The sequence below is a fragment of the Vreelandella nanhaiensis genome, from assembly GCF_003990185.1.
Classification (GTDB): domain Bacteria; phylum Pseudomonadota; class Gammaproteobacteria; order Pseudomonadales; family Halomonadaceae; genus Vreelandella; species Vreelandella nanhaiensis.
In genome coordinates, this window is sequence record NZ_RZHF01000004.1 from 598,196 (window position 1) to 610,853 (window position 12,658).

Here is a 12,658-nt window from a genome sequence, read left to right on the forward strand (position 1 = left end):
CATAGTAAAGCCATAGGCCTAGCGGGCAGCCAAGCTACCCGCGGCTAAATAAAAGGCAGAGATTTATACCTGCATCAGGTCTTGTTCTTTTGCAGCGAGCAACTTGTCGATCTCGGCGATATATTTGTCGGTCAGCTTCTGGATCTCATCCTCGCCCTGACGCTGATCGTCTTCAGTAATCTCTTTATCCTTGAGCAGGGACTTGAAATCACCGTTGGCGTCGCGGCGCACGTTACGCACAGCCACGCGAGCGTTTTCGGCTTCGCTACGTGCCTGCTTGATGTAACCCTTGCGGGTTTCTTCTGTCAGCATCGGCATGGGAACACGAATGACGTTACCCGCGCTTGATGGATTCAGCCCCAGATCAGACGTCATGATGGCCTTTTCGATTTTCGGCACCATGCTCTGCTCCCAAGGGGACACAGTGAGCGTACGCGCATCTTCAACGTTGACCGATGCCACCTGACTAAGCGGCACCTGGCCACCATAATACTCAACGGTCACTGCATCCAGAATGCTTGGGTGTGCACGCCCGGTGCGAATCTTGTTGAAGTTGCCATGCAGCGCTTCAACGCTTTTCTTCATCCGAGATTCAGCATCTTTCTTGATATCGTTGATCACGTTATTCCCCTTTGTCTATCAGCGTGCCTTCCTTGCCCCCTACTACCAGGTTCAGCAGGGCGCCAGGCTTGTTCATATCAAATACCCGCACCGGCATATCATGGTCACGCACCAGGCAGATAGCGGTCAAATCCATTATGCCCAGCTTTTGGTCCAGGGCATCATCGTAGGTGAGCTGGTCGTATTTTACAGCGTCTGAGTGCTTCACCGGGTCCTTGTCATAAACACCGTCCACCTTGGTCGCTTTGATGACCACGTCAACGTCGACTTCAATGCCGCGTAAACAGGCAGCGGAGTCGGTCGTGAAGAAAGGATTGCCCGTACCTGCTGAAAACAGTACCACGTCGCCCGACGTTAAATAGCGGATCGCCGTGCGGCGATCGTAATGCTCTACCACACCGCTCATGGGAATCGCTGACATGACCCGCGAGCGTATATTGGAACGCTCCAGCGCATCACGCATGGCAAGTGCATTCATCACGGTTGCCAGCATTCCCATATGGTCGCCTGTGACCCGATCCATTCCAGCCTCACTTAAGGCCGCTCCCCGGAACAGGTTTCCGCCACCAATCACGATGCCAACCTGCACGCCGATACCCACCAGCTGGCCAATTTCCAGCGCCATGCGGTCCAGCACTTTAGGGTCGATACCAAATTCGTGCTCGCCCATCAGCGCTTCCCCGGAAAGCTTCAGCAAAATACGCTTGTATTTCGACTTGGACTTTCCAATCGTGCTGGGGGTTGCAAGGGGGGTAGACTCTTGAATATCACGTGACATGGCATTTCTCCTGAGGCAGACATGGGCACAGGTGGGCGAAGCAACCCCCCGTTTAGCAGGGGCCGGATACACGAAGGCGTGCGCTTACGCGCACGCCATCTTCTGACTGAAACGTCTGACCTTAACGACGGCCAGCCTGTTCCATAACTTCTTTAGCGAAGTCGACTTCTTCTTTCTCGATACCTTCACCCACTTCAAAACGCGTGAAGCTAACCACTTCGCCACCAGCTGCTTTAACGAATTCAGCAACGGTCTGGTTCGGGTCTTTAACGAACGCCTGCTCGGTCAGGCTGTTCTCGGCCAGATACTTCTTCAGGCGACCTTGAACCATTTTCTCAGCAATCTGCTCGGGCTTGCCTGCCATGTCTGGCTGACCCAGGATGATGGCTTTCTCTTGGTCCAACTGCTCTTGCGGCATATCGGCCGGGTGAGCAACCGCTGGGTTAATGGCCGCTACGTGCATAGCAACGTCTTTCGCCGCTTCTGCAGTTCCGCCATTAAGCACGGTCAGAACACCAATGCGGCCACCGTGAACGTATTCGCCAACCAGGCCACCGTCAACTGCGTTGATAACAACAGCACGACGTACGCCGATGTTCTCACCGATTTTTTGAACCAGCTGCTCGCGGGCTGCTTCCAGATCGCCCGCCATAACGGCGGCAACATCTTCGCTTTTCGCGGCAAAGAAAGCTCCGGCGACTTTGTCAGCGAATGCGATGAAGTTGTCATCGCGCGCAACAAAATCGGTCTCGGAGTTGATTTCAACCATTATGCCGTAGCTACCGTCTTCTGCTACACGGGTAACAACAACACCCTCTGCAGCGATACGATCGGCTTTCTTCGCGGCTTTTAATCCTGAATTTTTACGCAGGTTCTCGATCGCGACTTCAATATCACCGTCGGTTTCGGTGAGTGCTTTTTTACACTCCATCATGCCGAGACCAGTACGTTCGCGCAGTTCCTTGACCTGAGAGGCGCTGATAGCTGCCATGAGAATTCACCTCGGAAATGGTTCTAGCTGAGAGTTAAACGCCCTACAGAGTATAAACACGATAGATGACCATCATGTATCACTTTGAAGGTCGCTTGCCGGCAACTGGTGCCCGGCATAATCGGCCCACCCGGATGTTCATCCAAGGCGGGAAAAAGGGGGCACAGGCCCCCTCTTGTCACGATGCGGCCCAACTGCCCGCCGCACCCACTGCAGCCTTACTCGGCGGCAGCGTCAGTCTCGGCGGAAGCAGCCTCGTCGGTCACTTCAACAAACTCGTCCGGACGACCTTCTTTAGCGCGACCACACGCGTCAGCAATTGCCTTCACGTAAATCTGGATAGCACGAATGGAGTCATCGTTACCCGGGATAACGTAATCAACGCCATCGGGGTTGGAGTTGGTATCAACCACGCCAATAACCGGGATACCCAGCTTGTTGGCTTCGTTGATCGCGATGCGCTCGTGGTCAACGTCGATAACGAACAGTGCGTCCGGCAGGCCGCCCATGTTCTTGATACCACCGATAGAACGCTCAAGCTTCTCTTGCTCGCGAGTTGCCATCAAGACTTCTTTCTTGGTCAGCTTCTCGAACGTGCCGTCTTCGCGCATGGTTTCAAGATCACGCAGACGTTTGATGGACTGACGGATGGTCTTGAAGTTAGTCAGCATACCGCCCAACCAGCGATGGTTGACGAACGGCTGATTAACGCGATTCGCTTCTTCTTTGATGATCTTGCTAGCGCTGCGCTTGGTGCCAACAAACAGAATCTTGTTGTTGGATGCCGACATCTTCTCGACCACATCGATCGCTTCGTTCAGCGCCGGTAAGGTGTGCTCAAGATTGATGATATGAATCTTGTTGCGCGCGCCGAAGATGAATTTGCTCATCTTCGGGTTCCAGTATTTGGTCTGGTGACCGAAGTGAGCGCCTGCTTTGAGCAGGTCACGCATATTGACGTGAGACATGGTAAAACTCCTGAAACTCGGGTTAGGCCTCCACGCACCCCATGGATCCGACCGGTGACTGCGTCAGACGCGGCCAGCGGCACCCGGGACCATGTGCCGGTGCATGTGTGTTTTCAAGGCTTGCTATTAAGCAGCACATCCAAATAGGGACGCGCTGCGGGTTGTTCGCCTCTCCATGATCGCCTACTCGGGTTAAAGAAGCGAGCGAGCGATTGCAGGAAAGCGCGCGGCTTTATACCATAGATCATTGCCAAGATGAAGTCGCAGCTCGTGTTACGATCGTTATTTGCTGCTCAATACGGCTATTTACTGTTACACGTTTATTTACTATTACAGCCTGAACCCATATCGAGAATTCATGAACGTTCCTATCAAGACACCTTCAGAAATCGAGAAAATGCGCGAAGCCGGGCGCCAAGCCGTCAGCGTGTTTGAAATGATCACGCCTCATATACAAGCGGGCGTCAGCACCGGCGAGATCGACCGACTGTGTCATGAATATATTGTCAATGAACTGGGTTCCACGCCTGCTCCACTCAACTACCACGGCTATACCCACGCCACCTGTATTTCCCTGAATCACGTGGTCTGCCACGGCTTTCCAGATTTCAATAAAAAGCTCAAGAACGGCGATATCATGAACCTGGATGTCACGGTCAAGACGCCGGATGGCTACCACGGCGACTCCAGCATGATGTTTATCATCGGCGAAAACATTCAGGGTGAACGCCTGTGTCGTATTACCCAGGAGTGCCTATATAAAAGCATTGCTCTGGTAAAACCCGGCGTGCGCCTTTCAGAACTTGCCCGCGCCATTCAAAAACACGCCGAAGGGCACGGTTACTCGGTAGTCCGCGACTTTTGTGGTCACGGCATTGGCGCGGGCTTCCATGAAGAGCCCCAGATTCTGCACTACGATGGCTACGCACCGGAGGCTGACATCACTCTGGAAGCGGGCATGTGTTTCACCATCGAGCCGATGATTAATGTGGGCGGCTATAAAACCAAGGTGCTGCGCGATGGCTGGACGGCCGTCACCAAGGATAAGAGCCTGTCGGCACAGTGGGAACACACCTTACTGGTTACCGATACCGGCGTTGAAGTGCTGACCGCGCGTAGCGATGAAGACTTCAGCTTTTTAACTAACTGATGCTCCTCCACCACTACCGGTTCGAGCCGGACACGTCGCTTTATGACCTAGAAGCATTTCGCACCGAGCTTGCCGGTTCACGCTCCCCCATTGCGCCTTTTAAAACGGCGCTGCGTGAGCTTCAGGCACGCCTGGATGACCGGTTTCGGGCAGGCGCGGATATACGCGACCTGGTGCGCGGGCGGGCCTGGTACCTGGATCAACTGCTGGCGATCGCTTGGGCACGACACGCCTGGCCGGATGACGGCATTGCCTTGGTTGCCGTGGGTGGCTATGGCCGGGGTGAGCTGCATCCTCACTCGGACGTCGACCTTTTACTACTGCTTGAAGATGACGACGACACCGCTTACCGCGAGCCGCTCACCGCCTTTATCACCTTTTTATGGGATATTGGCCTTGAGATCGGTCACAGTGTGCGTTCGCTGAATGACTGTGAGCGGGAAGCGCTTGCGGATGTGACGGTGATTACCAACCTGCTTGAGTCACGCCTGATTGCAGGCCCAGAGGTGCTGCGGGAAAAAATGCGTGAGCGCTTGAGCGCCGAGCATATCTGGCCCGCCGATCGTTTCTTTGAAGCCAAGTGGCAAGAGCAGATTACCCGCCACTACCGCTACAACAACTCTGAATACCATCTTGAACCCAACCTCAAGAGCTCGCCCGGCGGGCTACGCGATATTCAGATGATTGGCTGGGTGGCCAAGCGCCACTTCGGTACCGAACAGTATGTCGATATCGTGGCCAACGGCTTTATGAATGACGCCGAACTACGCATTCTAAGCCAGGGCCAGGCCTTTTTATGGCAGGTGCGCTACGCCCTGCACATGCTGACGGACCGCGCCGAAGACCGCCTGCTATTTGACCATCAGCGCACGATTGCCGAGCTGTTCGGTTTCAAGGACACGCCCGAGCGCCTGGCCGTCGAACAGTTCATGAAGCGCTACTACCGCCATGTCACAGCGCTTGCCGGGCTTAACGACATGCTGCTTCAGCACTTTGATGAAGTCATTCTACGCGGCAGGCAAACGCTGAAAACCGTTCAGCTCAACGAGCGCTTTGAAACCATGGGCGGCTATATTCAGGTCCGCTCGCGCAAGCTCTTCCGCGAGCAGCCTGCTGCCATGCTGGAGCTGTTTTTGCTGATGGCCAGGCATCCGGAAATTGAAGGCGTACGCGCTGATACCATTCGCCTGATCCGTGATCATCGCCATCAAATTGACGATCACTACCGTGATGATCCTCACCACCAGCGACTTTTCATGGAAATCCTGCGCGCCCCCGGCAACGTGCCGCGCCAACTGCGACGCATGAACCGCTATGGCATTCTCGGCAAGTACCTGCCGGAGTTTGGCCGTGCCGTGGGGCTGATGCAACACGACCTGTTTCATATCTATACCGTAGATGCTCACACCTTGCGCCTGTTGAAGTTTCTGCACGGCTTTCGCAAACCCGATGCCAAGGATGAATTTCCGGTGGCAGCCGCACTGATTCACCAGCTACCCAAGCTGGACCTTTTATGGATAGCGGGCCTGTTTCACGATATTGGCAAAGGCCGAGGTGGCGATCACTCTGAAATTGGCGCCAGGGACGTAGAGCAGTTTTGTAAGCGTCACCATATCTCCACTCACGATACAAAGCTTGCCAGCTGGCTGGTGGAACATCACTTGCTGATGTCAATGACTGCCCAAAAGCGCGATATCAGTGACCCGGATGTCATCCGTGATTTCGCACTGGTGGTACGTAACGAAGCCCGCCTTGACTACCTGTACGTGCTCACCGTCGCCGATATCAACGCCACCAACCCCACGCTATGGAACGGCTGGCGGGCATCGCTGTTGCGCCAGTTGTATGCCGAGACCAAGCGCGCCCTGCGCCGCGGACTTAAAAACCCGCCAGACCGTGATGACTGGGTGCGGGAAACGCGCAGTGAGGCGCGTTCGCTACTGCAAACCATCGGCGTGGGCCGCGCCCAGATCGACACGCTATGGGAATCATTAGGGGAAGACTACTTCCTGCAGTACGCGCCCAGTGAAATCGTCTGGCAGACCCAGGGTATTCTGGCACACAATGCGTCGCCACTACCGCTGGTGCTGATCAGTGCTCCTACGCTGGATATGGCCGAAGGCGGCACGAAAGTATTTATTCACACCCGCTCGGTGGATGATCTGTTTGCTGCCACCGCGGCCGCCATGGAGCAGTTGGGACTCTCGATTCACGATGCGCGTATCGTGACCTCGCACAACAACTGGACGCTGAATACGTTTATCGTGTTGGACAACAATGGCCAACCCATCCGTGATCCGGATCGCATCGAAGAGATGCGCCAGCATCTTGTTGAAGAGCTGGATGATCCTGACGACTATCCGGAAATCGTTACCCGGCACACGCCGCGCCAGTTAAAGCACTTCAAGGTGCCCACCGAAGTACTGATCGAGCAGGACCCGGCCAACGAGCGCACGCTGCTGGAACTTACCGCCCCTGACAGGCCGGGGCTACTGGCCCGGGTCGGGCGTATTTTCATGGAGCAGAATATTGCCCTCTCGACCGCCAAGATTGCCACCTTGGGAGAGCGCGTGGAAGACGTATTTTTTATCACCACCAAAGCGGGCGAGCCGGTAACCGATCCCCTGCACCAACAGCAGCTGCGCGAGCGGTTGATTGAGGTGTTAGGCGTGTAAACGCTTAAATACGGTATGCATAGCGCTTAAGTTTGAGCCCACACCGGGGCTTGCTATAATCGGCGTCTTACACCTGCCGTTTTATTACGCCAGCAGGGCACGCTCAACAAAACGCTCTCAACGGATACGCCATGAATTCTGATCTTTCCGCCTTACATCCCTATCCGTTTGAGAAGCTGGCTGCACTTAAAGCCGAACTAACACCCCGGGCTGATTTGGCGCATATTCCGTTGACGATCGGCGAGCCTCAGCATGCGCCCTACCCAGCGGCACTCGAGGCACTGGTTAAGCACCAGTTGGAAATGGCCCGCTATCCGGCCACCAACGGCTTGCCAGCATTTCGTGAAACCCTGGCTCAGTGGGCTACCGGGCGCTTTAAACTTCCAGGGCTTGATACCGAGCGGCAGGTACTGCCGGTTAACGGCACGCGTGAAGCTATTTTCGCGTTTGTGCAGGCAGCGCTTGATCGCACCCGCTCCGCCAAGGTGGTCGTCCCCAATCCGTTCTATCAGATTTATGAAGGCGCGACCCTCCTGGCCGGTGGCGAACCGGTTTATTTGAACTGTACCGCTGAAACCGGCTTTCAGCCGAATTTTGCGGCCATCAGCCCGGATACCTGGCGTGATGTGCAAATCGTGTTTATCTGCTCGCCCGGCAATCCCACCGGCGCTGTGACTCCGCTAAGCGCGTTCAAACAGCTGATTGCGCTGGCTGACGAGCATGACTTCATCATTGCCTCTGATGAGTGCTACTCCGAGCTCTATCTGGATGAATGCGCGCCTCCACCTGGGCTGTTACAGGCTTGCGCTGAGCTTGGTCGCGATGATTACCGCCGCTGCGTAGTGTTTCACTCGCTCTCCAAACGCTCCAACCTGCCCGGCCTGCGCTCGGGCTTTGTCGCGGGCGATGCGGATATTCTGACTCCCTTCAAACGCTACCGCACCTATCACGGCTGTGCCATGTCGCTGCCGGTACAGCACGCTTCCATTGTTGCCTGGCAGGATGAAATCCATGTGCGTGCCAACCGTGATGCGTACCGCGAAAAGTTCAGCGCGGTGACCGATGTGCTTGCGCCCGTCATGGACTTTCCCACGCCTGAAGCAAGCTTCTATTTATGGCCAGCCGTGCCGGATGGCGATGATATTGCGTTTACCCAGCGGCTATATACCGAGCAGAACGTAAGCGTGTTACCCGGTAGCTTGATGGGCCGCCCTGACGCGCAGGGCATTAATCCTGGCGCGGGCCGACTGCGCCTTGCCCTGGTGGCCGAACTTGCCCCAACGCTTGAGGCAGCCCAACGTATCCGCCAGTTGATCGAATGTGGTTAACGCCTACCGTTTACGGCACGCACAGCTCGAATGGAGATTACATGCTTACACTCTATGTCATTGATACCTGCGATACGTGTCGTAAGGCGCGCAAAGCACTGGAAGACAACGGCGTGCCTTTCAAAACCCACGATCTGCGCAAAGATGGTTTATCCGCGGAGCTGCTTGAACATATTCTGGAGCGGGTACCGCTTCAGGACGCCGTCAACAAGCGCAGCACGACATGGCGCAACCTTCCTCAGGAAGATAAAGACAGCCTGGATGCCACCTCTGCCCGCCAGCTACTGCTGGAACACCCTACGCTGCTTAAACGCCCGTTGCTGGATACTGGCGGTGACGCCTTGAAAGTGGGCTACCGCGCCGGCGATTACGATAAGCTAAGCAGCTGACCCGACGCCCGTTTTGTTTACTTCAGTACCGACACTTTGACTTCCGTTAACCCCAGGTTAACGATGCTATTAACGATAGGATGATATTTTATGCTGAGCTTTGCGCTTGGAATTGGCACGCAGAACACTCAAGGCGACTGGCTGGAAGTTTACTACCCGGCACCGCTCTACAGTCCGCAGGAAAGCCTGATTAACGCTGCCAGAGAAGCACTTGATGCGCCCCAGGGCAATGCAGCCGTCAGTTTTTTGCCGGAAGACTGCACCCGCCTTGCCAAGGCGCTTGAAGCCGCGGGCTATCCTGAACAGGCCGAGCTTGCTGAGTCACTCACCGCCAGCCAGCGCCCGCTGGTGGCCATGTTTCTGGAAACCGATCAGGCGCCGCAAACCGCCCCTGAGGTATACCTTAAGCTGCATCTGCTCTCGCACCGTCTGGTCAAGCCGCACGGCCTTGATCTAACAGGCATGTTTGGCCTGCTGCGCAATATTGCCTGGACCAACGAAGGCGCCATCGATATCGAAGAGCTGCCTTCGCGTCGCCTCAAAGCTCGCTTGGCCGGTCGCGCGCTGTCTGTCGACTGCGTGGATAAATTCCCCAAAATGACCGACTACGTGGTGCCGACTGGCGTTCGTATTGCCGATACCGCACGAGTTCGCTTGGGAGCGCACCTAGGCGAAGGCACCACGGTGATGCATGAAGGTTTTGTGAACTTCAACGCAGGCACCGAAGGCCCCGGCATGATTGAAGGCCGCATTTCAGCGGGTGTCATGGTTGGCAAAGGATCTGACCTGGGGGGCGGTTGCTCCACCATGGGTACGCTTTCAGGCGGTGGCAATATCGTTATCAAGGTTGGCGAAGGCTGCTTGATCGGCGCCAATGCGGGTATCGGCATTCCGCTGGGCGATCGCTGCACGGTAGAGTCCGGCCTGTATGTCACAGCAGGCACCAAAGTGGCCCTGCTGGACGACCAAGGTAACGAGGTTAAAACATTGGCGGCGCGTGAACTGGCAGGCCAAAACGATCTGCTGCTACGCCGCAACTCTAAAAATGGCCGTGTTGAGTGCCTGACCAATAAAAGCGCCATTGCGCTGAACGAGGCACTGCATGCCCATAACTGAGCCTGACACACTGTCGCCAACGCTACAGCTTGCCTTCGAGCTGCTCAGCCGCCCGTCAGTGACGCCAGATGATGAAGGCTGCCAGGACATCATGATCGAGCGCTTGACCGCGCTCGGTTTTCATATCGAGCCCATGCCGTTTGGCGATGTGCAGAACTTCTGGGCCGTACGCGGCCACCACGGCCCGGTCATTGCATTTGCCGGCCATACCGATGTGGTGCCTAGCGGGCCGCCCACCGGTTGGGAATTTCCGCCATTTTCACCCTGTATTGATGAACACGGCATGCTCTGCGGGCGTGGCGCTGCGGATATGAAGGGCAGCTTGGCCGCCATGCTGACCGCCGTTGAGCGCTTTGTAGCCCGTTACCCGGATCACGACGGCCGTATCGCCTTTTTAATTACGTCTGATGAGGAAGGCCCGGCGGTAGACGGCACTCGCGCCGTGGTCGAGCTGCTTCGCGAACGCAACGAGCGGCTTGATTACTGTATTGTGGGCGAGCCCTCCTCTACTGAACGTCTTGGCGATGTGATCAAGAATGGCCGGCGTGGTTCTCTGGGCGGCGTATTGCACATCCATGGAATTCAGGGCCATGTGGCCTATCCCCACCTGGCGCGTAACCCGATCCACCAGGCTATGCCTGCGCTGGATGCGCTCGTCAATGAGCACTGGGATGCGGGCAATGATTTCTTTCCGGCTACCAGTTTCCAGATTTCCAATCTGCGGGCGGGCACCGGGGCCACCAACGTGATTCCCGGGGAGGTCGAGGTGGTATTCAACTTCCGCTTCTCGACAGAAGTGACCCATGAACAGCTTAAAGCCCGTACGGAAGCCCTTCTGACCCAGCACGGCCTGGAGTATCAGTTGGACTGGACGCTGAACGGCGAGCCATTTTTAACCGCAGAAGGCGAGCTGGTAGATGCGGCCATTCGAGGCGTAGAAGCGGTTACTGGTGAACGCCCCGCGCTATCTACCAGCGGCGGCACCTCCGACGGGCGCTTTATTGCCACACTGGGCGCTCAGGTGGTCGAGCTAGGCCCTCGTAACGACACCATTCACAAGGTAAACGAGCGCGTACGCGCCAGTGATCTGGATGATTTAAGCCGGATCTACGAGGCAACGCTTCAGGCGCTGCTGACAGATGATGAGGTAAGCGTATGATGGAGCGCTATCCGGATATCGAGGTGTATATCGCGAGCGTTTCCCACGATACGCTGAACGCCTGGCTTGCTGAGACGCTCCTGGCGGCGCCACTTAGCCCGGCAGGCAAGGGCAAATGGAAAACGCGCGGCATCTACCAGGGCGGAGACGTACCCGTACTGCTGGTGGAAAATGTGGCCGACGGCTTTGCCAGCCTATGGTTTGATAGCGCTAATACGCCGTGGATGACTGATCAGGAGTGCGCACAGCATGCTGCTGAAGCGCTCCAAACGGAAATTCGCTGCTCGCTTGGCGGTTGGCACCCGGGCGCTGATCCTGATCGTTTCTGGCAAGTACTACCGGGTGGCAAGGAAGGCGCTATTGAATGGCCGGATTCAGGACGTTAACCCAATTGCGCTTCGTGCAGTGCTAAAACAATCGACCCCGCCTGGGCGGGGTCGATTGTGGTTACGCTAGAAAAGCACTTGTGAATGTACTATTCGCTACTACTTTCTACTCAATAATACTCACATCATCGGCTTGCAAACCACGGTCGTTCTTGATGACGTGGTAACGCACAATTTGGCCTTCTGCCAACATACGCGGGCCGCGGCCACGGATAGCGCGAAAGTGAACGAACACATCTTCACCGTTATCACGGGTAATAAAGCCATAGCCCTTGTTAGTATTAAACCACTTCACTTCACCCTCTTCCCGGCCATCGTTGGGGTCGATGACATCTTCTTCGTCATCGTCCATTTCGTCGACAGGCTGAGACTGGCGAGGTGCAGCTTTAACACGTGCAGCATCTGAACGCTCTACACCCGGCGTTACCACCACTGGCGTAGCCAGCGCAGCAGAGGCCAGCGTACCAATACACAAAACGATAAAACTACCCAAGGCAACGGCGATATAGATACCGCTTACACCGCTAATGGCTATTTCAGCCTGCCATAATTCAGCCAGGGGCGTGTTGGTTAAATGAACAATCCCCGCCAGCAAGAGCGGCGTGGGGGCGGCTAGTAATACACTGATCAATAAACAGCGAAACACAACTTTTTGATTCATAGATAATAAAAGCTCTCTTGTTGTATGGGTAACAGACGAAGGACAATACCCGAACTATCAGGCCCATTCCTAACAGTACCGGACATACTACACAAGGTTGCCATGTTACCATGACACAAGACTTTTCTCCTGCTGAGCTAGCCCAACATCTTGAAACGCTGGAAAGCCGCCTTGCCTACCAGGAACACTGGCTGGACACCCTTGATCAGGCGGTCGCGCAACAAGAACGCCGACTCGAAAAGCTCGAGCAGATCAGCACTTTGATGCGCGAACGCCTGCGCGAACAGCATCAGGCCCTGCACAGCGGTGACAGCCAAGGAGCGGGCCGCCCGGAAGACGAGGTGCCCCCTCACTATTAGATGGCACCCGTACACGCTCTTACGCACCCCATCTTTTCCACCATCAAGCAGCATATCCGACTTATTGAGCAGCATTG

13 protein-coding genes are annotated in these 12,658 nt (G+C 55.8%); 8 read left to right on the top strand and 5 right to left on the bottom strand.

Annotation, left to right across the window (positions count from 1 at the left end; translation table 11 throughout):
• Positions 1-63: 63 nt before the first annotated feature.
• The 4 genes from frr to rpsB all read right to left on the bottom strand — a co-directional run bounded on the left by frr (position 64) and on the right by rpsB (position 3,358).
• Positions 64-621 (bottom strand): ribosome recycling factor, encoded by a 558-nt coding sequence (gene frr / locus ELY38_RS03175; protein ID WP_127060047.1) that lies wholly within the window; start codon positions 619-621, stop codon positions 64-66.
• Between the two features lies 1 nt (position 622).
• Positions 623-1,399 carry a UMP kinase gene (gene pyrH, locus ELY38_RS03180; protein WP_127060048.1) on the bottom strand — a complete coding sequence of 259 codons (777 nt, stop codon included), beginning with the start codon at positions 1,397-1,399 and terminating at the stop codon, positions 623-625.
• Between the two features lie 121 nt (positions 1,400-1,520).
• Positions 1,521-2,390 carry a translation elongation factor Ts gene (gene tsf / locus ELY38_RS03185; RefSeq protein WP_127060049.1) on the bottom strand — a complete coding sequence of 290 codons (870 nt, stop codon included), beginning with the start codon at positions 2,388-2,390 and terminating at the stop codon, positions 1,521-1,523.
• Positions 2,391-2,608: 218 nt separating this feature from the next.
• Positions 2,609-3,358: a 30S ribosomal protein S2 gene (gene rpsB, locus ELY38_RS03190; RefSeq protein ID WP_127060050.1), complete on the bottom strand. Its 750-nt coding sequence runs from the start codon at positions 3,356-3,358 to the stop codon at positions 2,609-2,611.
• Between the two features lie 358 nt (positions 3,359-3,716).
• Here rpsB and map point away from each other — a divergent pair, with 358 nt between their 5' ends.
• From map to ELY38_RS03225, 7 genes are all read left to right on the top strand, one after another.
• On the top strand, positions 3,717-4,508 hold the full coding sequence (map, locus tag ELY38_RS03195) for a type I methionyl aminopeptidase (protein ID WP_127060051.1): 792 nt from the start codon (positions 3,717-3,719) through the stop codon (positions 4,506-4,508).
• Complete coding sequence (locus ELY38_RS03200; protein WP_127060052.1) at positions 4,508-7,183, top strand: [protein-PII] uridylyltransferase; 2,676 nt, start codon at positions 4,508-4,510, stop codon at positions 7,181-7,183. Before map ends, ELY38_RS03200 begins: the two co-directional genes overlap by 1 nt.
• 131 nt (positions 7,184-7,314) lie before the next feature.
• A complete protein-coding gene (gene dapC, locus ELY38_RS03205; protein WP_127060053.1) occupies positions 7,315-8,511 on the top strand; it encodes a succinyldiaminopimelate transaminase in 1,197 nt (398 codons plus the stop codon).
• Between the two features lie 41 nt (positions 8,512-8,552).
• On the top strand, positions 8,553-8,900 hold the full coding sequence (locus ELY38_RS03210; protein WP_127060054.1) for a Spx/MgsR family RNA polymerase-binding regulatory protein: 348 nt from the start codon (positions 8,553-8,555) through the stop codon (positions 8,898-8,900).
• 90 nt (positions 8,901-8,990) lie between these two features.
• Positions 8,991-10,016, top strand: coding sequence for a 2,3,4,5-tetrahydropyridine-2,6-dicarboxylate N-succinyltransferase (gene dapD, locus ELY38_RS03215; protein ID WP_127060055.1), 1,026 nt, complete (start codon positions 8,991-8,993; stop codon positions 10,014-10,016).
• Positions 10,003-11,175: a succinyl-diaminopimelate desuccinylase gene (gene dapE, locus ELY38_RS03220; protein ID WP_127060056.1), complete on the top strand. Its 1,173-nt coding sequence runs from the start codon at positions 10,003-10,005 to the stop codon at positions 11,173-11,175. The genes dapD and dapE overlap by 14 nt, the downstream gene beginning before the upstream one ends.
• Positions 11,172-11,561 carry a hypothetical protein gene (locus tag ELY38_RS03225; RefSeq protein WP_127060057.1) on the top strand — a complete coding sequence of 130 codons (390 nt, stop codon included), beginning with the start codon at positions 11,172-11,174 and terminating at the stop codon, positions 11,559-11,561. The genes dapE and ELY38_RS03225 overlap by 4 nt, the downstream gene beginning before the upstream one ends.
• A gap of 106 nt (positions 11,562-11,667) precedes the next feature.
• On the opposite strand, the gene ELY38_RS19510 is transcribed toward ELY38_RS03225, so the two are convergent.
• Entirely contained in the window at positions 11,668-12,222 is a 555-nt protein-coding gene (locus tag ELY38_RS19510) for a cold-shock protein (RefSeq protein WP_127060058.1), read from the bottom strand.
• A gap of 110 nt (positions 12,223-12,332) precedes the next feature.
• Here ELY38_RS19510 and ELY38_RS03235 point away from each other — a divergent pair, with 110 nt between their 5' ends.
• Entirely contained in the window at positions 12,333-12,581 is a 249-nt protein-coding gene (locus ELY38_RS03235) for a SlyX family protein (RefSeq protein WP_127060059.1), read from the top strand.
• Positions 12,582-12,658: the final 77 nt, after the last annotated feature.